Source organism: Pseudomonas sp. 13159349 (genome assembly GCF_013305685.1).
In the GTDB taxonomy this organism is placed as follows: Bacteria; Pseudomonadota; Gammaproteobacteria; order Pseudomonadales; family Pseudomonadaceae; genus Aquipseudomonas; species Aquipseudomonas asiatica.
Genome location: NZ_CP045553.1, coordinates 1,652,882 through 1,674,984 on the forward strand (window position 1 = coordinate 1,652,882; position 22,103 = coordinate 1,674,984).

General features: G+C 56.1%; 16 protein-coding genes and 4 pseudogenes. 14 read left to right on the forward strand and 6 right to left on the reverse strand.

The features are described 5' to 3' along the window. The first annotated feature begins 29 nt into the window (after window positions 1-29). From GEV38_RS07895 to GEV38_RS27595, 6 genes and pseudogenes are all read left to right on the forward strand, one after another. The gene (locus GEV38_RS07895; protein WP_054573443.1) at window positions 30-1,205 is read left to right on the forward strand and encodes a DegT/DnrJ/EryC1/StrS aminotransferase family protein; all 1,176 of its coding nucleotides are present in this window, start codon (window positions 30-32) and stop codon (window positions 1,203-1,205) included. A gap of 51 nt (window positions 1,206-1,256) precedes the next feature. Further along, the gene (locus GEV38_RS07900) at window positions 1,257-3,254 is read left to right on the forward strand and encodes a nucleoside-diphosphate sugar epimerase/dehydratase (RefSeq protein WP_054573444.1); all 1,998 of its coding nucleotides are present in this window, start codon (window positions 1,257-1,259) and stop codon (window positions 3,252-3,254) included. Between the two features lie 168 nt (window positions 3,255-3,422). Then, on the forward strand, window positions 3,423-5,435 hold the full coding sequence (locus GEV38_RS07905; RefSeq protein ID WP_054573456.1) for a nucleoside-diphosphate sugar epimerase/dehydratase: 2,013 nt from the start codon (window positions 3,423-3,425) through the stop codon (window positions 5,433-5,435). Between the two features lie 61 nt (window positions 5,436-5,496). Further along, window positions 5,497-5,672 (forward strand): annotated as a pseudogene (locus tag GEV38_RS07910) (transposase domain-containing protein); the annotation flags it as partial. 349 nt (window positions 5,673-6,021) lie between these two features. Continuing rightward, the gene (locus GEV38_RS27590; protein WP_256674077.1) at window positions 6,022-6,582 is read left to right on the forward strand and encodes a hypothetical protein; all 561 of its coding nucleotides are present in this window, start codon (window positions 6,022-6,024) and stop codon (window positions 6,580-6,582) included. Continuing rightward, the gene (locus GEV38_RS27595) at window positions 6,563-6,907 is read left to right on the forward strand and encodes a reverse transcriptase domain-containing protein (RefSeq protein ID WP_239688297.1); all 345 of its coding nucleotides are present in this window, start codon (window positions 6,563-6,565) and stop codon (window positions 6,905-6,907) included. The genes GEV38_RS27590 and GEV38_RS27595 overlap by 20 nt, the downstream gene beginning before the upstream one ends. Window positions 6,908-6,951: 44 nt before the next feature. Here the strand turns inward: GEV38_RS27595 and GEV38_RS07920 are convergent. Next, window positions 6,952-8,491, reverse strand: a pseudogene (locus GEV38_RS07920) (IS66 family transposase); the annotation flags it as partial. Window positions 8,492-8,612: 121 nt separating this feature from the next. Further along, a complete protein-coding gene (gene tnpB / locus GEV38_RS07925; protein ID WP_239688298.1) occupies window positions 8,613-8,750 on the reverse strand; it encodes an IS66 family insertion sequence element accessory protein TnpB in 138 nt (45 codons plus the stop codon). A gap of 153 nt (window positions 8,751-8,903) precedes the next feature. Here tnpB and GEV38_RS07930 point away from each other — a divergent pair. Beyond that, window positions 8,904-10,022, forward strand: a pseudogene (locus GEV38_RS07930) (IS66 family transposase); the annotation flags it as partial. A 358-nt stretch (window positions 10,023-10,380) separates the two neighbouring features. Continuing rightward, window positions 10,381-11,463 carry an acyltransferase gene (locus GEV38_RS07935; RefSeq protein WP_054573446.1) on the forward strand — a complete coding sequence of 361 codons (1,083 nt, stop codon included), beginning with the start codon at window positions 10,381-10,383 and terminating at the stop codon, window positions 11,461-11,463. 134 nt (window positions 11,464-11,597) lie between these two features. Here the strand turns inward: GEV38_RS07935 and GEV38_RS07940 are convergent. Continuing rightward, window positions 11,598-11,807, reverse strand: a pseudogene (locus GEV38_RS07940) (IS66 family transposase zinc-finger binding domain-containing protein); the annotation flags it as partial. A 427-nt stretch (window positions 11,808-12,234) separates the two neighbouring features. Between GEV38_RS07940 and GEV38_RS07945 the strand changes: the two are divergent. From GEV38_RS07945 to GEV38_RS07970, 6 genes are all read left to right on the forward strand, one after another. Further along, on the forward strand, window positions 12,235-13,740 hold the full coding sequence (locus GEV38_RS07945) for a hypothetical protein (protein WP_152976829.1): 1,506 nt from the start codon (window positions 12,235-12,237) through the stop codon (window positions 13,738-13,740). 326 nt (window positions 13,741-14,066) lie between these two features. After that, a complete protein-coding gene (rfbB, locus tag GEV38_RS07950; protein ID WP_054573447.1) occupies window positions 14,067-15,137 on the forward strand; it encodes a dTDP-glucose 4,6-dehydratase in 1,071 nt (356 codons plus the stop codon). Then, entirely contained in the window at window positions 15,134-16,039 is a 906-nt protein-coding gene (gene rfbD / locus GEV38_RS07955; RefSeq protein ID WP_054573448.1) for a dTDP-4-dehydrorhamnose reductase, read from the forward strand. Before rfbB ends, rfbD begins: the two co-directional genes overlap by 4 nt. 8 nt (window positions 16,040-16,047) lie before the next feature. Next, window positions 16,048-16,929 carry a glucose-1-phosphate thymidylyltransferase RfbA gene (rfbA, locus tag GEV38_RS07960; protein ID WP_054573449.1) on the forward strand — a complete coding sequence of 294 codons (882 nt, stop codon included), beginning with the start codon at window positions 16,048-16,050 and terminating at the stop codon, window positions 16,927-16,929. Next, window positions 16,929-17,477, forward strand: coding sequence for a dTDP-4-dehydrorhamnose 3,5-epimerase (gene rfbC, locus GEV38_RS07965; RefSeq protein ID WP_054573450.1), 549 nt, complete (start codon window positions 16,929-16,931; stop codon window positions 17,475-17,477). Before rfbA ends, rfbC begins: the two co-directional genes overlap by 1 nt. Before the next feature lie 251 nt (window positions 17,478-17,728). Continuing rightward, window positions 17,729-18,925, forward strand: a complete 1,197-nt coding sequence (locus GEV38_RS07970; RefSeq protein WP_173895760.1) for an O-antigen ligase — start codon at window positions 17,729-17,731, stop codon at window positions 18,923-18,925. Here the strand turns inward: GEV38_RS07970 and GEV38_RS07975 are convergent. From GEV38_RS07975 to wecB, 3 genes are all read right to left on the reverse strand, one after another. Beyond that, entirely contained in the window at window positions 18,922-19,812 is an 891-nt protein-coding gene (locus tag GEV38_RS07975) for a glycosyltransferase (RefSeq protein ID WP_054573452.1), read from the reverse strand. The genes GEV38_RS07970 and GEV38_RS07975 overlap by 4 nt on opposite strands. 176 nt (window positions 19,813-19,988) lie before the next feature. Beyond that, window positions 19,989-20,828, reverse strand: coding sequence for a lipopolysaccharide kinase InaA family protein (locus GEV38_RS07980; protein WP_054573453.1), 840 nt, complete (start codon window positions 20,826-20,828; stop codon window positions 19,989-19,991). A gap of 135 nt (window positions 20,829-20,963) precedes the next feature. Next, window positions 20,964-22,070, reverse strand: coding sequence for a non-hydrolyzing UDP-N-acetylglucosamine 2-epimerase (gene wecB, locus GEV38_RS07985; RefSeq protein WP_054573454.1), 1,107 nt, complete (start codon window positions 22,068-22,070; stop codon window positions 20,964-20,966). Window positions 22,071-22,103: the final 33 nt, after the last annotated feature.

Below are 22,103 nucleotides of genomic sequence, written 5' to 3' on the forward strand. Positions count from 1 at the left end.
CAAACATTCTGGATAGCGAGTGAATCACTGTGTTGAATACTTCTTTTGCCCCTTGGCCATCGTTCACCGAAGAAGAGGCCAATGCAGTTCGTGATGTCGTGCTGTCCAACAAGGTCAATTACTGGACAGGCCAGGAGTGCCGCGAGTTCGAGCATGAGTTCGCTGCCTGGGCAGGGACAGCCCATGCGGTAGCGCTTGCCAACGGTACCGTTGCGTTGGACCTGGCATTGAATGCGCTGGGAATTGGCGCGGGTGATGAAGTCGTTGTCACGCCGCGGACCTTCCTCGCCTCGGTGTCCAGTATCGTCAATGCCGGGGCGGTGCCGGTTTTCGCTGAAGTCGACAGGGATACGCAAAATATCACTGCCGAAACCATCCGCGCAGTGCTGACGCCGCGTACCCGGGCCGTGATCTGTGTTCACCTCGCCGGTTGGCCATGCGACATGGACCCCATCATGGCATTGGCGGCCCAGCATGACCTGAAAGTGATCGAGGATTGTGCGCAGGCGCATGGTGCAACCTACAAGGGGCGTTCTGTTGGCTCCATTGGTCACGTTGGCGCCTGGTCGTTCTGTCAGGACAAGATCATGACCACCGGCGGTGAGGGCGGCATGGTCACTACCAACGACCGTGAGCTTTGGGCAAAGATGTGGGCGTTCAAGGACCACGGCAAAAGCTGGGAAGCGGTTTATGAGCGTAAGCATGCACCCGGTTTCCGCTGGTTGCACGAGAGCTTCGGCACCAACTGGCGAATGATGGAAATGCAAGGGGTTATCGGTCGTATACAGTTGCGTCGCATGCGTGATTGGAGCAAGGCGCGAATCGGCAATGCCACCACGATCTGGGAGTGTGCGAAAGCGCTCAAGGGCTTGCGCGTGCCTTTTCCAGCGCACGACATCGGCCACGCAGCCTACAAATGTTATGTTTTCGTCGAGCCAGGAGCATTACGCCCGGAGTGGACGCGTGACCGTATTCTTGGGGAGATCACGGAGCGCGGTGTACCCTGTTTCTCCGGCTCCTGCTCAGAGGTCTATCTTGAAAAAGCATTTGATGGCACAAGCTGGCGCCCAGAGCCGTATCTGAGTGTTGCCAAGGAGCTTGGGGATACAAGCCTGATGTTCCTGGTACACCCGACCTTGAGCGCTGCGGAAATCGAAAAAACCTGTCAGGCACTGAAAGATGTGATGGCGTTGGCCGCGGCGTAATGCTCCGCAACTGTACGGAACCTGTGTGGAGAATGGTATGGAAGTGGAAGTATGATTAACAGACTGCGCGCCTGGTTGCTGGCCTTGCCAAGGCGCCACAAGCGCCTTGTTCAGGTAATCGCAGACATCCTGCTGGTGTGGGTAGCCCTGTGGCTGGCCTTCCTGGTCAGGCTGGGTATTGATGAACTGGCCAACCCGGTTCAGGAACATGCATGGCTGTTTATCGCGGCTCCTGCCGTTTCCATCCCGCTGTTCGTTCGATTCGGCATGTACCGAGCGGTAATGCGTTTTTTTGGCAACGAAGCCCTGATCACAATCATCAAAGCGGTCACCTTGTCTGCGTTAATACTGGGGCTTGTGGTGTATTGGTATAGCAACCATGAGCGCTTGGTGCCGAGATCGGTCATTTTCAACTACTGGTGGCTGAGTCTGATCATGGTGGGCGGGCTACGCCTCGCGATGCGGCAGTACTTTCTCGGCGACTGGTTCGCAGCGGCACAACATGTACCATTTGCCAGTCGGCAGGATGGGTTGCCCCGGGTGGCAATCTATGGTGCCGGTGCTGCCGGCAACCAGCTCGTGGCGGCACTGCGGATTGGCAAGATGATGCGCCCAGTGGCATTCATCGACGATGACGACAGTATCGCTGACAGAGTGATCTCGGGTTTGCAGGTCTACAAGCCTGAGCATATCGAGAAAATGCTGGATATTACGGGGGCGCAGGAGATTCTGCTGGCCATCCCTTCTGCCAGCAGGGCCCGGCGCCGGGAAATTCTGACCTGTCTTGAGCATTTTCCGCTGCATGTGCGCAGTATCCCAGGGTTCATGGACTTGGCCAGTGGCCGGGTCAAGGTGGATGACATCCAGGAGGTTGATATCGCCGACCTGCTGGGTCGAGATGCAGTGCCTGCGCAGGAAGATTTGCTGGAGCGCTGCATTACAGGGCAGACGGTGCTGGTAACAGGGGCAGGCGGCTCGATAGGGTCTGAGCTGTGCAGGCAGATCCTGAGCCTGTCGCCGACGACCTTGCTGATGTTCGAGCACAGTGAGTTCAACCTATACAGCATCCAGTCGGAGCTGGAACAGCGCATAAATCGCGAAGGCTTGGCCACACGGTTATTGCCAATACTCGGTTCGGTGCGTGATCCCAGGTTGCTGTTGGATGTGCTGCACAGCTGGAAGGTTGATACGGTTTACCACGCCGCAGCCTACAAGCATGTACCGATGGTCGAGCACAATGTTGCCGAGGGTGTGTTGAACAACGCCATCGGTACCCTCTACACAGCGCAGGCTGCATTGCAGGCAGGCGTTGCCAATTTTGTGCTTATCTCGACAGATAAGGCCGTACGCCCGACAAACGTAATGGGCAGCACCAAGCGTCTGGCCGAACTCTCGTTGCAGGCCTTGAGCCACGAAGCGGCTCCTGTGCTTTTTGGCGAGGAGGGCAATGTGTCTCAGGTCAACCGCACACGTTTCACCATGGTGCGGTTTGGCAACGTGTTGGGCTCTTCAGGTTCTGTAATCCCGCTGTTCCACAAACAGATTCAGGCAGGTGGCCCGGTTACGGTCACGCACCCAAAGATCACACGTTACTTCATGACGATTCCCGAAGCCGCCCAGCTGGTGATCCAGGCCGGCTCCATGGGGCAGGGTGGCGACGTATTCGTACTGGACATGGGCGAGCCGGTCAAAATTGTCGAACTCGCCGAGAAGATGATTCATCTGTCGGGCCTGAGTGTGCGGTCCGAACGGAATCCGCATGGCGATATATCCATCGAGTTCAGCGGCCTACGGCCCGGTGAGAAACTTTATGAGGAGCTGCTGATTGGTGACAATGTAATCGCCACGCGTCATCCGATGATAATGAGGGCGCAGGAAGATTATTTGTCTTGGGACATCATGAAGCAAAGGCTAACGACGTTACTCACAGCGATTGAAACGGATGACTATGTGTCGATTCGGCAGATCTTGCGCGAAACCGTGGCCGGCTATACCCCTCAGGGTGAAATTGTCGACTTCATGCATCTTCAGCGTCGTCTGGAGCCTTGACAGCATGTGCTTCGTGATGACCCGCGGAGCACCGCCTGAACGCTGCATGATCTTCGCACGGGCGCTTGTACAGCGCCTGGACTGGTAGGGTACAACCGGTAGGGATGCCGGTGAATGCAGGAACATCCCGATCGCCGCCAGGCTGATCGCCATTATATTGGGGGCGTCATGGGAAACGGGGTCGGCAATAGCATTCGAGAACGGTTGCAGAACCTGCCGCGCGGACACAAGGGCTTGTTACAGGTGCTGAGTGACGTCGGTCTGGTTTGGTGCGCTTTGTGGTTGGCCTTCGTGGTCAGGCTGGGGGTAGATAACCTGATCAACCCGTTGCTCGAGCATGCGTGGCTGTTCTTGTGTGCTCCGGTTGTGGCCATCCCGTTGTTCGTACGTTTTGGGCTCTATCGGGCAGTAATGAGGTACTTTGGCAACGACGCCCTGATCGCAATCATCCAGGCGGTTACGCTCTCGGCGTTGATCCTTGGTGTCATCATCTATTGGGTGGGCGACCGCCAGGCCGTCGTGCCCCGCTCGATCACGTTTAATTACTGGTGGCTAAGCTTGGTCATGGTTGGCGGACTGCGTTTGGCAGTGCGTCAATACTTCCTGGGTGACTGGTTTAGCGCTGCCGTCCAGCATGTGCCATTCGCTAGCCGCGAAGACAGCCTACCGAGAGTTGCCATTTACGGCGCAGGCGCCGCAGGCAATCAGTTGGTGGCTGCACTGCGCATGGACAAGGCCATGCGCCCCGTAGCGTTCATCGATGATGATGCAAGTATCACCGATCGTGTCATTGCCGGCTTGCAGGTGTATCACCCTGATCAATTGCAACGGATGATCGACATGACCGGTACCCAGGAGGTCCTGCTGGCGATCCCCTCTGCCACCCGTCCCCGTCGACGGGAGATTCTGAGCTTCCTCGAAGGCTTCCCGCTGCACGTACGCAGCGTGCCCGGTTTCATGGACCTGGCCAGTGGCAAGGTCAAGGTGGAGGACATCCAGGAAGTCGACATTGCCGATTTGCTGGGCCGTGATGCCGTGCCTGCGCAAAGCGACTTGCTGGAGCATTGCATTGTCGAGCAGACGGTATTGGTCACTGGAGCAGGCGGGTCAATCGGCTCCGAGCTTTGCCGGCAGATTCTTGGGCAATCCCCCAGAACCTTGCTGCTGTTCGATCACAGTGAATTCAACCTCTACAGTATCCTCTCGGAGCTGGAGCAGCGTATTGCCCGTGAGTCGTTGTCGATCAATCTGATCCCGATCCTGGGCTCGGTACGCAACCAGCCGCAGATGCTCGACATCATGAAAACCTGGCGGGTCGACACCGTCTACCATGCTGCCGCCTACAAGCACGTGCCGATGGTAGAACACAACATTGGCGAAGGCCTGATGAACAACGTAATTGGTACCCTGCACACCGCCCAGGCTGCGCTGCAGGCGGGCGTTGCCAACTTCGTGCTGATTTCCACCGACAAAGCCGTGCGCCCGACCAATGTGATGGGCAGCACCAAACGCCTAGCCGAAATGACCCTGCAGGCCCTTAGCCGTGAAATCGTGCCTGTGCTTTTCGGCGACAGCAGTAATGTCCCGCGGGTGAACAAGACCCGCTTCACCATGGTCCGCTTCGGTAACGTGCTGGGCTCCTCGGGCTCGGTGATTCCGTTGTTTCACAAACAGATCAAGGCGGGTGGTCCGCTGACGGTCACCCATCCGAAGATCACCCGCTACTTCATGACCATTCCCGAAGCGGCGCAGCTGGTAATTCAGGCCGGCTCGATGGGCAAGGGCGGTGATGTGTTCGTGCTGGATATGGGCAAGCCGGTGAAGATTGTGGAGCTGGCCGAGAAGATGATTCATTTGTCAGGATTCAGTGTGCGTTCGGAGCGCAACCCCAAGGGGGACATCGCCATCGAGTTCACCGGCTTGCGTCCGGGCGAGAAGCTGTACGAAGAGCTGTTGATTGGCGACAACGTGATTGCCACCCGCCATCCGATGATCATGAGTGCGGATGAAGATTTCCTGCCGTGGGATTCATTGAAAGATGCGCTGAGCCAGTTGCTGAGCGCGGCCGCAGCTGACGATTTCGTGTGGCTGCGTCAATTGCTGCGCGAAACGGTCATCGGGTATACGCCGGAGGGGGAAATCGTCGACTGGATCTACCAGCAGCGGCGTCTTGAGCATTGAAACCACACACGCTGCGCGCGATGGCGCTGGCGTTGCCGGTGTTCGCGGGTAACCTGCTCTTAAAGGCGCAACGGCCAGTGCCCAGACCTATAGCTTGGTCGAAACCCCGCGAAAGCCAATGGCCAAGAGCCCTATACGTAGCTGCGCCACGTACTGGAACGACTGCCGCAATCGTCGTCAGTAACAGACTACGAAGCGCTGGTGCCATGGAACTGCTCGCCAGAGATGCCACGATAACCTTGGCTTCCACTTCGCGGTAGGTGTGGTTAATGGATCGGTTAGTGCGCCAGCTAAGCTAGCAGTTGATAAAGGGTGAAAGTCCCTACGAGAGAAGTTATGGCGAAACACCTCGATCCCGAGTCATGCGCTGTGCACCGTGAGGTGTACGGTGAAGCGTTGACAGGGGAAACCAGCAGGCCAGCCATTGAGCCGCGAAAACATGAGTCCAGAGCGCCGACGCTGTTAAGCGAAGCGGAAGGCCACAGTGTGCATGGCGATAATCGCAAGCCATGTATCACGCCCTGCGCGGTCGTAGAACCTGAGCATGCTGGGAAGTCAACTGTACGGAAGCTGGGAGATCTCATCCGTGTCTGGTCGTGACAAGCCAGACGGGGCAGGAAAGGCCACAAGCCAAAAGCTTGCCGTCTACGCGGATGAGAAGTCGGATAACTCCGTAGTACTTGAGAAGTTGTCGAACAATGGGTTTTGCTCAGCGGAGACGATGGAGGAAAGGGAGTTAGCCAACGGGAACAGTGATCAGCCTCCCGTATCCCGGACGCAGAGCCGGACAAGTGCGTTGTCAGGGTTTCTCGCTTTACGTCAAGCCGCCCGGCGGGATCGCCGGGTCAAGTTCACGAGCCTGCTACACCACGTTACGGTCGAGCTATTGCATGAGAGTTTCTACAACCTCAAGCGAGACGCGGCCAGTGGTGTGGATGGTCTATCGTGGCGGGAGTACGAGCTAGGTCTGCTCACAAGGCTGACAGCTTTATACGACAAAGTTCGCAGCGGCCGCTACCGCGCCCAACCTGTTCGGCGGGTGTTTATTCCAAAGACAGATGGCAGTGAGCGTCCGCTGGGCGTAACCGCTTTGGAAGACAAGATCGTCCAGATCTGCAGTCGTGCGAGTGCTCAACGCAATTTATGAGCAAGACTTTCTCGGATTTTCGTATGGGTTTCGCCCAGATCGAGGGCAACACGATGCATTGGATGCGTTATCGGTAGGAATACAGAACTCACGTGTTCGTTGGATACTGGACGTGGATATTCGAGCGTTCTTTGACACCATTGATCACGAGTGGATGATGTACTTCCTGCAACACCGAATTGCGGATAGACGAATGTTAGCGCTGATAGCTCGATGGTTGCGCACTGGTGTTCTCGAAAATGAAAAGCGTATTCCTGCGAAGCAGGGCACGCCGCAAGGTGCGTCCATTTCACCGTTGCTTGCCAACATCGTAAGCGATCCATGAACCCCACCTACCGCGAATAGGAAGTCGCAGTTACCGTGGCATCTCGGCGAGCAGTTCCACGGAAGTAACGCTTCATAGTCCGCTACAGTCTGCGCGTGGGGCAGTCGCTCCAGTACGTGGCGCAGCCACGTATAAGGCTCTTGGCCGTTGATCTTTGCAGTCTCGACCAAGCTGTAGATCTGGGCACTGGCCGTGGCGCCCTTGGGCGTGTCGCTGAACAGCCAGGCCTTCCGACCGATGACAAACGGCTTGATCGAGCGTTCGGCCAGATTGTAGTCGATCGGCAAAAAAACAGCCTCGACGTAACGCACCAATCGGCTCCAGTTATTCGCGAGATAATTCACGGCCTTGCCCAGCACGCTTTGCGACGTGACTTGGGACTGGGCCTTGTCCAACCAACTTTTCAACTGGCTCAGGACTGGCAAGGCTTGCGCCTGTCGCGCGAAAAAAACGCTACTCGTCACTGGCATCTTTCAGTTCGCGCTCGATGCCATACAGCTTGTTGATTATCATCAGTGCGACATCGGCCCGTCCGGTTTTGCCTTTAGGCTGCACTTTCTGAGCGTCGACGAATTTGCGCTGGGCATGCGCCATGCACGCCAACCGTTCCACGCCAGGCTGCAGCGCCAACGCGTTATAACCAGCGTAATCGTCCGTCATGACATACCCGCGATAACTTTCCAGCAGGCGCAACGGCACTTCCTGCGCTCGGCTCGAGCTGTAGTCGAACAGCACGACTTTTCGGTCAGGCGGCCCGCTGACTTGCACCCACATCCAGGATTGGCTGGTCGGGTCTCGATCCGGTTCTTTCAGTACCTGGACACGGGTTTCATCGCAATGGATGACAGGACTTTCCAGCAATTACTCACGCATCAGATTCAACAGCGGCTGGACATGTTCGCTGCATTGGATAATCCAGCGCGCTAGTGTCTGCCGTGGAATGTCGATCCCGTGCCGGCTCAGGACACTTTCAAAACGGTGCAGCGGCAAGCCATCGACATACTTGGTGGTCAGCAACATCGCCAACACGCTCGGGCTGGCCATGCTCTTCTCGATCAGTTGAGCCTGTTTGTCTGCCGTGACCGGGGCAACTTCACAACCCCGGCAGCCGTAGACCTTACGGATATGTTTGAACACGAGGATCTGCATCGGCACGATATCCAGTTGCTCACTGATTTCCTCGCCGATCTCATGCTTGCGGCAACCGCAGGCACAGGTCAGTTCGTGTTCAGGCAGTTCGTGGATGACTTCGATACGTGGCAGATCAGCCGAGAGTGGCTTGCGTTTTCCCCGGCGTGGCGCTGGCGTGACGACTTCTTCATCCGGCGTCTCCACCGCCAACAGAGGTTCGCTTTCAGCCTCGTTGAACATCGCCAGTTGCGGCGTGTTGGGATCGATGGCCTGCTCGGACTTGCGGCCGAAAAGACGATCACGCAGCAACTTGATCTGTTCTTTCAGGTCAACGATGTGAGTGGCGTAGGCTTCTTTGACTCCCTGCTCACGCGAGCGTGCTGCGTAAGCCTCAAGCAGCATTTGCTTGAGCAGGACAGGGTCATCGGGCAGGTCATCGGGCCTGGGATTCATGCCGAGGATTATACCGATTCAGGCAACGAAACGAGGGGTCAAAACCTGATGCGGACGGTTGCGCCAGAGGTCGAAGCCGTGGAGTAGCCAGTTCAGCTCCTGAACAGTCAGGACAATGGCTTCACCAGTGATGTCGGGCGATGTTTTGAAGCTTGATATCCAGTTCCACCAAGGCTGCGAGGCCATCGATGGATTTTCGAAAGTCGACGGGCTTGGGGTAGAGATAGGCTTTTTCGACTTTGGCGTCGGGGCGCATCATCGTCGGCAGGCTCCAGAAAGAAATCGGGAGCACAGCATCGAGGATCAGGTAAGCGTTTTTTTGAATGTGGGGTTCGTGTAGCGCTTACGTTCAACCTGACATTACATCCAGAGAAAATACGTTTGCTACGGTTTGGCTGGTTCGCGATCGAAGATCGCAGGAAAACTTGATTACACCCCGGGTGTGTTTACCGTCGAGCAACACGTGCGTGGCAAATGGGCCTGCCGTCAGTGCGAAACACTGATCCAGGCGCCGGTGCCAGCGCAGGTTATCGACAAAGGTATTCCGACCGCAGGCTTGCTGGCCCATGTGATGGTGGCCAAGTTTGCCGATCACTTGCCGCTGTACCGGCAGGAGAAAATCTTTGGCCGCGCCGGGCTGGCCATTGCTCGCTCGAGTTTGGCCCAGTGGGTCGGGCAAACCGGTGTACGGCTCCAGCCGCTGGTCGATGCACTGCGTGAAACGGTGCTGAACCAGGGCGTAATTCACGCCGATGAAACACCGGTGCAAATGCTTGCATCGGGCGAGAAGAAAACCCACCGGGCCTATGTCTGGGCCTACAGCACGACGCCGTTTTCGGCGCTCAAGGCGGTGGTGTATGACTTCAGCCCAAGCCGTGCTGGCGAACACGCGCGCAACTTCCTGGGCGACTGGAACGGCAAACTAGTCTGCGACGACTTCGCTGGCTACAAGGCCGGTTTTGAGCAAGGCATCACTGAAATCGGCTGCATGGCTCATGCTCGCCGCAAGTTCTTCGACTTGCATGTTGCGAACAAAAGCCAGCTGGCCGAACAGGCGCTGCACTCGATTGGCGCTTTGTACGAGGTTGAACGTCAGGCTCGGGATATGAGCAACGAAGATCGTTGGCGAATACGTCAGGAAATGGCGGTACCGATCAGCAAAACACTGCATGACTGGATGTTAGCCCAGCGCGACCTGGTGCCCGACGGATCAGCCACGGCCAAAGCCCTCGATTACAGCCTGAAACGCTGGGTAGCGCTGACGCGCTACCTGGACGATGGGGCTGTGCCCATCGACAACAATTAGGTTGAGAACCAGATACGGCCATGGGCGTTCGGACGCTCGAACTGGTTGTTTGCCGGGTCGCTGCGCAGCGGTAAGCGGGCGGCTGCAATCATGAGTCTGATCCAGTCAGCGCGTATGAATGGGCATGATCCGTATGCCTATCTCAAAGATGTGCTGACGCGGCTGCCGACACAGCGGGCCAGTGAGATTGGGCAACTACTGCCGCATCAGTGGATGCCGGCCTGACTTACGCAAGGTGAGTTGGGCGGACGCTTACTCCAAGAGAGCTACCAATGCATCCGCATCCCATAACCCGCTTCGGCGTCAAAACCTAAGGCAGGAGCCGTATGCGGTAATTCTGCACGTACGGATCTGTGCGGGGGCAGGTGACTGCCATTCCTACCGCGACCTCAGGACCTGAGTGCAGCACCCGTTTTTGAGCTAAGGATGGGCTGGATGAACGCATCTGCCGGTGGGGCAACGGTCTTGGGAGTAGCTGTAATCGACTGACCACCTGCCAGGCTATACTCGACAAATGATCTCGTTTCGATATCATTCCTCGTTGGCCCGCCACCTTGGTTCCCATCCTTCCTGCGAGTTAATAATGACCGACAGAATTATCTTTGCAAATACCTTGAGGGGCTTTGCAGCCATTTTCGTTCTACTATCCCACTTCCTCGGAATATTCTGGATAATGAATCCCGCCATTTCAAGTTTGATGGGCGTGCCCAAGCTGGAGAATCTGCCAAACTTGCCTGGGTTGTTATCTATCTTTGCTGAACATTGCATTGTAGCCGGCCAATTCGGTGTGGGCATTTTCTTTATTGTCAGCGGGCTGGTAATCCCTTTCTCTATTGACCCCTCCAGGAAATTAAACTTTCTGCGTCGGCGTGCTTGGCGAATATATCCTGTTTACATTGCGGGGTTCACATTTGTGATGTTTTCTCTATACCTGCTGGCGCTCTACAAAAATGTCGACTATCGCATTACATTAGCTGATACCTTGGCTCACTTCGGTGTCATAACCCGTGCCCCTTTCGGGGTGACGCGAATCGATGGCATCAGTTGGACACTGGAAGTGGAAATCTATTTCTATCTCATTCTTTGCGTACTTGGTGCCCGCGCTCTGAATTTTGATTTCAAGCGCTTCATTGCTGTAATTTTCTTCATCGCAATCGTTGCCGCTGTTACATTCAAGGTCAAACACTATCTGATCGGGGTGCAGGTAGCCTCCGGTATGCTGCTGGTGTTGGGGCTGGCGTACCACGCATTGATGGCCAGCCGAATTACCCTCCGCCAGCTCTGGATTATACAGATTCTCGTTACATGCCTCATCCCGATACTCTGGCTGCTGGTAGCCGAGCCCTACCAATACACGCTGCAATGGATGAGTGGTTATTTGTTGGCAATCGCCATCTTCCATCTGTGCTACATTTTCAGAAGTCGCTTCACAGATAACAAAATACTATCGCACATGGCTGATATCAGCTACCCACTGTATGTCGTCCATGCCTTGTTTGGCTACGCCATCATGTATGTCATGGTGGAACACGGTATAGGTCCGCTAACAGCTGTAGCAGCAGCGTGCCTGGCAGCCTATCTTATGGCTGTCATCATCCATCTGGTTATCGAAAAGCCGTCATTGAAGCACAGCAAAGTCAAGCATCTGCGCGGCGCAACAGCCTGACACAGTACGTAAGGGATCCATCATCCCCACATTCCAGGCGTCCACCTGAACCCCGATGCTGTGCTCCCGATTTCTTTCTGGAGCCAGCCTGCCATGACCGGAGCGGTTTCACAACCTCGGCAACCGTAAACTTAGTGGATGTGCTTGATCACGCGAATCTGCATCGGCACAATGTCCAACTGCTCGCTGGTTTCCTCGCCAATGACATGCTTGCGGCAACCATAGGCGCAGGTCAGCTCGTGTTCTGGCAAGTTGTGGACAACTTCGATCCGGGGCAGCTCGGCCGGAAGTGGCTTACGTTTGCCGCGACGCTTGAACGGTGCAACAACTTCTTCGTCAGGGTCTGGCTCGGCTGCAGCCGCATTTGTTGGCGAACGCAGGAGAGGTGCGCGTGTAATACAGGAGGTGGCTGCTGCGCAGTGGCTTGCCGCGGCCGATGGGCCTGAAAAATCAGAGAGGATTGATCAATCCTGACGTGCGTCATTTTTTGAAGTGCTGACCGCTCGATAGTCGGAAAATATCCGGTTATTTCAGACCACTCCTTAAAGCTTTTTTGAAGCCTTGGTCGTTCCGTCCCTCAATCCACCTCACCGCACAGAAGCTGCTTCACACCGCAAACCAGATAAATGGCATGGGCCGTTTCCAAGGATTGGAGGAAACGAAGTCTTGCGGACTGGATAAATGCAGGATTCGGCCGTATCATAGGGGGCACCTGCCACTTCACAAATATTACAAGCTGGCTTATACAGAACTGATTTTTGGAATTAAGATATGGATGCTATGCGCGGTGAAGGATTTAGGGTTTTTTTTTCGCGAAACTCTCAATCTATTTGTTTCTTGGCTGCATATTTCGTTCTCGTTGTCCTGGGGAATTTGATATACGCAAGCCCATACGGTTATCAAGCTATATCTATTTCAGGTTACCCAGTTTCAATTCTTAAGCTTAATTATATTTTTAGTTTTGGTTTCTGGGTTCTATTGCTGATGCCTTTTGTGCTTACGCCGCTGCTTATCTACGCAGTAAAGCGTACCTCGGCGCATCAAGTAGATTTCATATCTAGGAAATTCCCAGAGATTACCAAGGCATGGTTTGTTGTCTTGTTCTCGGTATCTTGTGCTTACATTATATTCAGTTTTCAAAGGCATGGGGTTGCAGACTTGTTCCTTTCTGGCAAGGATTCTGTCTCATCTGTCTATGCAAGGTTCGAGATACGCAATAGACTGCATTTTACAGTCTTTCTGGTTATGCAGGCAATTGTTCCTTATTTGTCATACGTGGCGGTGATTAACTCTACCAAGAAAGGTGGTCGGTTCTGGTTCGGGGCTGCGTGTATATCGATTTTGATGGCATCGCTATTTTTTATTATGATTAATATGAAGTGGCCAATTGTTCTCTATTATGTAGGGGTGGTTCTGGCGATATTCATCCATACTGAGCGGCATCCATATATCAAGGCGGTTGTAGGGGGCGTGCTTGTTATTGTTTCCTATCTTCTTATATCGACAGTTGTTTTTCGTCTTGCTCCTGAGCCGATTCCAGCTATAAAGCCAGTGGAAGTCGGGGAGGCCAGTCCGTCAATGCAAAGTGAATCAGATAACAGACTAGATACTTCGAAAAAAACTTTAGAAAAAGTTGCCGAAAAAAGCGAGCGAGAAGTGTCGCTCACTCAAAATGAGGTAGCTCAATCAACAGTTGAGGGGGGGGCTAGCAGGTCTGAAGAAACTGCAGTAGTAGCCGTAGCAGAGCGGGCAGCTGCCGTTTCAGAGGCGGCGGTAGGGGCTGCACCAATACTGATGATGCACTTAGTTAGTCGTATGTCAATGCCATACCCATATTACTATCAGGAGTTCACAGAGCATCCTTCTGCTTGTGGTGGCATACTCGTTCAAGCGAAACCCGGGCCCGCCTGCCGGCCCTCCACATATATCTACGATAAGATGTTTGCATCAAGCAACGATGAGTTCTTGGGGAAAGGAACTACTCCGGCAGCAGTCCACATTTCGGGCTATGCATTGGGAGGTTGGTCAATTGCAGTTTTGGCTTTAACGTGCGCAAGCATCATTCTCGGTATTTTTTCATGCTTGCCTTTAAATGCGAGTTCTACCATCTCGGCGTTCGGTATTATGGGAGCTCTCGCAGGCTATCATTTTTCGCAGGTTCCAGGCGAGGGTGTTATTTTCTATGAGCATGGTTTGTTTTGGACATTCCTATTAATGCTCGGATATGCCGGTGTTGTGTGGTTGTTCGGAAATAAGGTGAGGAAAGCTGAGGCGTAAGCAGTCAGCCATTCACCTTGCGAATTCGGCTTTAAGGGTGATGTCGTCTGTTTATTTTAAGCAGGCTCGATCATCCTTATCGCGTATACGATCCACAGCTTGAACAGCCCAAGGGAGCGGCGGTCAGTGCACAGCGCTACAGCTTGGTCGAGACAGCAAACAGGCGTTCGCCCTGGTCGAGGGCAACACGATGCATTGGACACGTTTTCGATAAGGGATACAGAAGTCAAAAGCTCGGCGGGCTAACCGCACCACTCCTAGAGCATTCCGTCTAGAATTGCGCCAGCTATCTTCAACCGACACTCACTCGAGAAGCGTTCAACCCTATGACAATCCTGGTAACCGGCGGCGCCGGCTTCATCGGTGCGAATTTCGTGCTGGATTGGGTAAGCCAGTCAGGCGAAACCATCGTCAACCTGGACAAACTGACCTACGCTGGCAACCTGCGGAGCCTGGCTAGCTTGGAGGGTAATCCGCAGCATGTCTTCGTGCATGGGGATATCGGCGATGGGCCGTTGGTGCAACGGCTATTGGCCGAGCATTGTCCGCGCGCCGTGCTCAATTTCGCCGCCGAGTCACACGTCGACCGCTCCATTCATGGGCCCGAGGCGTTCGTTGAAACCAATGTGGTTGGTACTTTCCAATTGCTGGAAGCAGTGCGGGGCTACTGGCAAGGCCTGGATGAGGCGCAGCGGGCGGCGTTCCGTTTCCTGCATGTTTCCACCGATGAGGTGTATGGCTCGCTGAAAGCCGGTGAGCCTGCGTTCAGCGAAACGCATCAATACCAGCCAAACAGCCCGTACTCGGCCAGCAAGGCGGCTAGCGACCACCTGGTGCGTTCCTATCACCACACCTATGGCCTGCCGGTACTGACCACCAATTGCTCGAACAACTACGGGCCGCTGCATTTCCCCGAGAAACTGATCCCGCTGATGATCGTCAATGCCTTGGCTGGCAAGGCGCTGCCGGTGTATGGCGATGGCCAGCAGATTCGCGACTGGTTGTACGTCAAGGACCACTGCAGTGCCATCCGCCGTGTGCTGGAAGCAGGGCAGGTGGGTGAGGTGTACAACGTCGGCGGCTGGAACGAGATGCCCAACCTGGGCATTGTCCAGCGCGTTTGCGCGCTGCTCGATGAACTTCGCCCACGTGCCGACGGGCAGCCTTATGCCAGCCAGATCAGCTTCGTCACCGATCGCCCGGGCCACGACCGCCGTTATGCCATCGATGCCCGAAAGATCGAGCGCGAGCTTGGCTGGAAGCCTGCCGAAACGTTTGAAACCGGCATTCGCAAAACTGTTACCTGGTATTTGGACAATCAGGAATGGGTCAACGGTGTTATGGACGGCAGCTATCGTGACTGGGTTGCGCAGCAATATGGGGCGAACAGAGTGTGAAGATTTTGCTGTTGGGGAAAAATGGACAAGTCGGTTGGGAGTTGCAACGTGCCCTCGCGCCATTGGGTGAGGTGATTGCGCTTGATCGCCAAGGCTCCGGTAGCTTATGTGGGGATCTGAATAACCTCGATGGTTTGGCGGTTACAGTACGCTCACTAGCCCCGGACGTGATCGTCAACGCTGCGGCCTACACGGCAGTGGATAGAGCTGAAAGTGAGCCGGAGCTCGCCGCTCGGATCAATGCCGAAGCGCCCGGCGTTCTGGCGCGTGAGGCGGCCAAGCTGGGCGCTTGGCTGATACACTACTCCACAGACTACGTATTCGATGGCAGCGGCCAGGCGCAATGGCATGAGGACGCCCCCACCGGTCCGTTGTCGGTCTACGGCCGAACCAAGCTCAATGGTGAGCTCGCCATTCAGGCCAGCGGTGCCTCTGCCGTGGTGCTGCGTACCAGTTGGGTGTATGCCGCGCGCGGCCACAATTTTGCCAAGACCATGCTGCGCCTGGCGGCCGAGCGCGATGTGCTCAATGTGGTGACAGACCAGTTTGGCGCCCCCACTGGCGCAGAACTGATCGCCGATGTTACCGCTCATGTTCTGCGCCAGATATTCAGCGCGCAGGACGCAAGCCATTTGGCCGGCACCTACCACCTTGCTGCCGCCGGTGAAACCAGCTGGCACGGGTATGCCCAGTTCGTATTGGCACAAGCCAGCCGCAATGGCGTCGCCTTGAAGGTTTCAGCTGAACGGGTAGGCGCAATCAGTAGCGAAGCCTACCCGGTGCCGGCGCCACGCCCGCGAAATTCCCGGCTGGCATTGGCTAAACTCGAAGAAACCTTCAATCTCAAGATGCCGCTTTGGCAACAAGGTGTGCAACGCATGCTGGACGAAATCCAGCGCTAGGAGTTGTTATGGCACGTAAAGGACTCATTCTTGCGGGCGGCTCTGGCACTCGCTTGCACCCCGCCACGCTGTCGGTATCGAAGCAGCTGTTGCCGGTGTACGACAAGCCGATGATCTACTACCCGCTCAGTACACTGCTGCTGTCCGGCATTCGTGACATCCTGATCATCTCGACGCCACAGGACACCCCGCGCTTCGAGCAACTGCTGGGTGATGGTAGCCGTTGGGGCATCAACCTCTCGTATGCTGTGCAGGCTAGCCCGGACGGGTTGGCCCAGGCATTCACGATCGGGGCAGACTTCATTGGCAACGCCGTGTCCGCTTTGGTGCTGGGTGACAATATTTTCTATGGTCACGACTTCCAGGCGCTGCTACAGAGCGCTGACCAGCGGCAGACGGGGGCGTCCGTCTTTACTTATCATGTCCAGGACCCGGAGCGTTATGGGGTCGCGGAGTTCGATGACAGCGGGCGTGTGCTGTCGATTGAAGAAAAGCCGAAGGTGCCCAAGTCCAACTATGCGGTCACCGGCCTTTATTTCTACGACAACCAGGTCGTCGACCTGGCCAGGCAGCTGAAGCCGTCGGCACGTGGCGAACTGGAAATTACCGACCTCAACAACTTGTACCTCCAGCAGCAGCAACTGCAGGTCGAGATCATGGGACGTGGTTATGCCTGGCTGGATACCGGTACCCATGACAGCCTGCTGGATGCCAGCCAATATATCGCCACCATGGAGCGGCGCCAGGGCCTAAAGGTCGCCTGCCCTGAAGAGATTTGTTACCGCGCAGGCTGGATCAATGCTGAACAGCTTGAGTGCCTTGCCCAGCCGTTGCTGAAGAACGGTTACGGGCAATACCTGAAGAACCTGCTTGAGGTGAAGGTATTTTGATGCACGCTATTTCATTGGCCATCCCTGAAGTCGTCCTGTTTACCCCAAAGGTTTTCGGTGATGAGCGTGGCTTTTTCTACGAGAGTTTCAATGCGCGCGTGTTCAATGAAGTGACTGGCCTGCAGCCAGACTTCGTTCAGGACAACCATTCCCGCTCGGTGAAGGGCGTGCTGCGCGGTTTGCATTACCAGTTGCCGCCCCATGCCCAAGGCAAGCTGGTGCGTGTGGTACAGGGTGAAGTGTTCGATGTGGCGGTGGATATCCGCCGCAGCTCGCCCACTTTCGGCAAATGGGTTGGTGCGGTGTTGTCGTCGCAAAACCATAACCAGTTGTGGATTCCACCGGGTTTCGCCCACGGCTTCGTTACGTTGAGTGAGACTGCCGAGTTTGTCTACAAGACCACCGACTTCTACTCGGCCCAGAGCGAGCGTTGCATTGCCTGGGATGATCAGCAAATTGCCATCGACTGGCCGATAACCTTCGAGCCCACGCTGTCTGCCAAGGACCAGGTCGGCAAGGCCCTGGCGCAGGCCGACCTGTTCGACTGACGGTACCTGCGGGGTAGTGGGCGGTGAACGTGCATTGCTCTGGTGGTCTGCGTACGATGGCGAGCTGCCATGAACCGCTTGCCAAGCGCAGCGCTGCTGCAATTGGTGACTCTGGTCGTGGCAGAAATCCCCAGCTGAGCCGGAAAAAGAACTTGTTTCAGAAAAGTGCGATTTCCATCAGCGGCAGCATTTTTATAATTAAATTCGCATAGGATATGTGATGAAGAACGCCGTTTGCCTGAGGATGCTAGATGTCGATTGATGTATCAATAGAGTCCCCGGTTCAACGCTTTGGAAGTGTAGTTAACAACTACCTGTTGCCATTGGGCTGGTTTTTCATCCTTACCGGGATGTTCTGGGCCGGGGACCGTACTACCTACCACAAGCTTTTCTACATTTTTCTTGCCCTGCCCACGCTTGGGATGTTGATCGCACAGCGTAAATGGTTCAAACCTCTCGTTTGTAACCCACTGTTCGTGGCTTTCCTGGCTTTCAGTGCCTACATCCTGTTGAGCATCGCCTGGTCCGACACGGAAAACTCCGTTGGTAGCTTGCTCAAGCGGCCACTGTACATCGCAATGTTGCTGTTCGCTGCCGGTATGATCAGCCTGCGTTCTCCTGGGCAGCTGGAGCAATGCACGCGTCTGGCAGCTATTTTCGCTGCAATTGCGGCAGGCGTTTCAGTGGCTTACTTCCTCTACCTGAACCCGTCTTTTGCGGGTAGGCGTTTGGTAGGTTACGGCGCGCTGTACAACCCTTTACTCACCGCCCATGTGTTTGGCGCATTTGCTGCGTTCTGGTTGGCATCCTGGTTCCAGGCCCGTAGCGCGCTCAGCCCATTGCCGCTTGTGTGCCTGGCGATCTTGGGGCTGGCGGTTCTCGCAACCGGCTCCCGCACGCCATTGATTGGCCTGGCGGCTGCTTTGGGTTGGCTCCTGGTGGTTGGCGACCGCAGACGTGGGCTCATGGCCGTTGCGGCGATCGTGCTTGTGCTGATTGGCGTTGCACTGGTGTATCCCGAGGCCGTGACTCAGCGTGGCGTTTCATACCGCCCGGCCATTTGGTTGGATGCGCTGCGCCAGGCCAGCGAACATCCATGGTTGGGGCATGGTTTCGACTCACCCATGACGGTGATTATTCCGGGGCTTGGAAGAACACTTGCCGATCCGCATAACATCGAGTTAGGCGTGCTATACGCCGGTGGGGTCGTAGGTTTGGCCCTGTGGATGGCGATTTACGGCGTGGCCATGTACTTCTGCTGGGCTTACCGCAAGCACCCCGGTGTTACCCTTGCGGCAACCTGGCTGATCTTCGGCTTCGCCTCGGGCCTGACGGAAGGCAGTGCCTTCATGTCACGCCCGAAGGAGCATTGGTTCCTGATCTGGATTCCGATGGCCCTGGTCTATGGCCAGTCACTGGTCCACTGGAAGCGTAGCCGCGTGGCTTAAGACCAGGCCATCCGCCACATACCGCGCAGGGTCTTCTTGTTCCAGTACCTGAGCGGGATTTCTGAAAGGACTTCCTGGCTCAGTGCCTTGTCGCGGTTGGCGTACTTCAGCACCATGGAGTTACGGAATTTCATGCACACCTGCTCGTACTGCGGGTGGTCGCTGAAAACGGCAAAGGTGCGCAGCACGTTATCCACCATGAAGCGGCCGTTCTTGAAGGTGTTGGTGGGGTGGTCACGGTACTGCGCCAACACCTCGCCCAGCACGTCGATGAAGTAACCGGCACGTGCGATCGACAGCTCGATATACACGTCTTCCAGGCGGATGTCGGCATTGAAGCCGCCCACTTTTTCCAGCGCCTCGCGGCGTAGCATCAATGTGGCTGCCATGGGGCCAGGCTTGCGGTCGAGGAACAGGTCGTCGAAGTCCAGGCGGCGGAAAGGCAGGTTACGGTTGCGCTGCTCGCGGGCACCCATCACCTTGCCATCCTGGTCGATGGTTTCGATGTTGGCCGAGCAGATGCCCACTTCAGGCTTGCCGTTCATGTATTCCACCTGGGTGGCGATACGGTGCGGCAGCATGATGTCGTCGGAGCCGAAAGGCACGATCAGGTTGCCCTTGGCGCGTGCGATCGCGTCGTTGAGCGTGCGTGCCAGGCCTTGGTTGGCCTGGAAGCGCAGGTCGAAGCCGTACTGCTCCTGAAGGCGCTTGAGCACTGCAGGGCTGTCGTCCTTGGAGCCGTCATCGATCACCAGAAGCTCGATGTTCTTGTAGGTCTGGTTGATGACGCTGGTGATGCTTGCTTCGATGTAGCGCGCATGGTTGTACGACGCGATGATCACTGTCACCAACGGAGTGTCAGTGACGGCGTGACTCTCAGAACTCATGTGAAATCCCTAGCTTTGATCCGTTTGTATGAAGCTGTGCGCAGGCTGCCTGCTTGCTCTTTTCTAAAGTGATGGCAATTCAGTGTCTTGGGCAGGTAGTTCCCATTCTAAAGGAAGGGGCATCTTGGGGATACGGTAGGCACGGCGCAGGTTGCCTACCCGTGTAGCAATGGGGCTTACCAACGACTTTCGAATACGCCACGGGTGAAGATCTCGCGGCGCTTCATGCGCCCGATTTCCTCATGCTTGGCAAGCGCGTACACCCGGTTGAAGGCAGCACGTTGCACATCAGGGAAGTACTCGGCCAGTGCGCATTCAACCGCAGCATCGTAGTCCGCTTCGGTTATGTAACGGTAAATTTCCCGGTAGTAGAAAAAGCCGAACTGAAAGCCCAGGGTTTCGCTGAAGAAATTGCCCGGCTCGGAGAAGCTGTTCTCCAGGTCGATGGCCTGCGCTTTGCCTTGTTGCGGGAGCATCACATTGGCGGCCCACAGGTCCATGTGGGTGACCCCTCGGCAGTGCAGGGCATGCAGCAGTTCGAAGGCGGCCTCGATTACCTGGTGCACCGCTTCGGGCATCCTGCGGATTCTTGCCAACCCGTCTTCGTGGCCACTGAGCAATTCGGTGATAAGGAAAAAGTCCTGCATCAGGCCGAACCTGGAGCGGCTGTAACCGTAGCCGACCAGCCTTGGCACCCGTGCACCGCGGCGACCGGCTTCGCGCGTATTGATCAGTTCCTCGAGAGACCAGTCGTACATGCCGTTGCGCTTGGGCCTTCCGCGTTGCATGCGCAGCTTCTTTTTCAGTGAGTCGAGTTTTTCGCGCTTGGTGAACAACTGGCTCTGCACGCAGGCGAGCGGTGCGCTGACCCGTTTGGCGTTGGCGCTTTGCGCGATCAGCTCTTCGAAGGCTTGTCGGGTGTGAGGGGCAATGGGTCCCTGAAGGTGCAGGGTGGTGTCGCGATACCGCAGGGTGTGGGGGTATTCGTCTTGCCAGATCTGTGTGTCGCCAACCACGCTTCATCCTTGCGATATCAAAAAGCCATGCTTAAATGGATCCAATGTTACAGAACTTTCACGTTTTTCCTACAATTTATTGACGTTAGTTAACTTGATTGTATGGTACAGGGCCGCACCGGCGGCCTCTATTGCTCAAGCCTTGGGCGGCTTCTGCGCATCCTGTGCAACGGTAAAATCAGCGAGCGCCTGCACTATCCGCCCACACGCTTTACCATCGCCGTAGGGGTTATGCGCCACGCTCATCTCCCGGTAAGCCCCCTCATCCGTCAGCAACCTGGCCAGCTCACCGGCAATGGAATCCACTTCCGTACCCACCAGCTTCACCGTCCCCGCTGCCACCGCCTCTGGCCGCTCCGTGGTATCGCGCATCACCAGCACCGGCTTACCCAGCGCCGGCGCTTCCTCCTGAATCCCCCCCGAGTCGGTCAAAATTACATAGGCACGGCTCATCAGATAAACGAACGGCAGGTAATCCAGCGGCTCGATCAGGTAGATATTCCCCACATCCGCCAGCAGCCGGTTGACCGGTTCGCGCACGTTGGGGTTGAGGTGCACCGGGTACAGCACATCCACCTCGGGGAACTGGCGCGCCGTCTGTACCAAAGCCTGGCAGATGCGTTCGAAGCCACCGCCAAAGTTCTCGCGACGATGGCCTGTTACCAAAACCATGCGGCGGTTGGCAGCCAGGTAATCGAACTGGCGCTCGAACTGTGCCCTCAGCGCCGGGCTCTCCAGTTTGTGCACCACTTCCAGCAGGGCGTCGATCACAGTGTTGCCGGTGGTGAAGATGCTCGCCGGGTCGATGCCTTCCCTTAGCAGGTTGTCAAGCGAGGTGGCGGTGGGGGCGAAGTGCAGGGCGGCCAGGGTGCCGGTAAGGCGCCGGTTGCCTTCCTCTGGCCAGGGTGAATACAGGTTATTGGTACGCAGGCCGGCTTCTACGTGGGCTATGGGTATTTGTTGGTAATAGGCCGCCAGGCTGGTAGCAAAAGTGGTCGCGGTGTCGCCATGCACCAGCACCACATCGGGCTTGAATTCGGCCAGTACCGGCTGGATACCCCGCAAAATCCCGGTGGTCACGCCGGTCAGGTCCTGGCCGGGTTTCATGATGTTCAAGTCGTAATCGGGGGTGATATCGAACAGTTCCAGTACCTGGTCGAGCATTTGCCGGTGCTGGCCGGTGACGCACACGCGCGACTCGAAGCGGGCGTCCTGGGCGAGTTGCAGGGCAAGGGGGGCCATCTTGATGGCTTCTGGACGGGTGCCAAATACGGT

What these genes read in the sequence shown, in the direction of transcription:
- rfbC (WP_054573450.1), top strand. Translation starts at nt 16,929, where the DNA reads ATGCACGCTATTTCATTGGCCATCCCTGAAGTCGTCCTGTTTACCCCA.
- GEV38_RS07945 (WP_152976829.1), top strand. Translation starts at nt 12,235, where the DNA reads ATGGATGCTATGCGCGGTGAAGGATTTAGGGTTTTTTTTTCGCGAAAC.
- GEV38_RS07970 (WP_173895760.1), top strand. Translation starts at nt 17,729, where the DNA reads ATGTCGATTGATGTATCAATAGAGTCCCCGGTTCAACGCTTTGGAAGT.
- GEV38_RS07935 (WP_054573446.1), top strand. Translation starts at nt 10,381, where the DNA reads ATGACCGACAGAATTATCTTTGCAAATACCTTGAGGGGCTTTGCAGCC.
- rfbB (WP_054573447.1), top strand. Translation starts at nt 14,067, where the DNA reads ATGACAATCCTGGTAACCGGCGGCGCCGGCTTCATCGGTGCGAATTTC.
- GEV38_RS07905 (WP_054573456.1), top strand. Translation starts at nt 3,423, where the DNA reads ATGGGAAACGGGGTCGGCAATAGCATTCGAGAACGGTTGCAGAACCTG.
- tnpB (WP_239688298.1), bottom strand. Translation starts at nt 8,750, where the DNA reads ATGATGCGCCCCGACGCCAAAGTCGAAAAAGCCTATCTCTACCCCAAG.
- rfbA (WP_054573449.1), top strand. Translation starts at nt 16,048, where the DNA reads ATGGCACGTAAAGGACTCATTCTTGCGGGCGGCTCTGGCACTCGCTTG.
- wecB (WP_054573454.1), bottom strand. Translation starts at nt 22,070, where the DNA reads ATGGCCCCCCTTGCCCTGCAACTCGCCCAGGACGCCCGCTTCGAGTCG.
- GEV38_RS07975 (WP_054573452.1), bottom strand. Translation starts at nt 19,812, where the DNA reads ATGAGTTCTGAGAGTCACGCCGTCACTGACACTCCGTTGGTGACAGTG.
- GEV38_RS07900 (WP_054573444.1), top strand. Translation starts at nt 1,257, where the DNA reads ATGATTAACAGACTGCGCGCCTGGTTGCTGGCCTTGCCAAGGCGCCAC.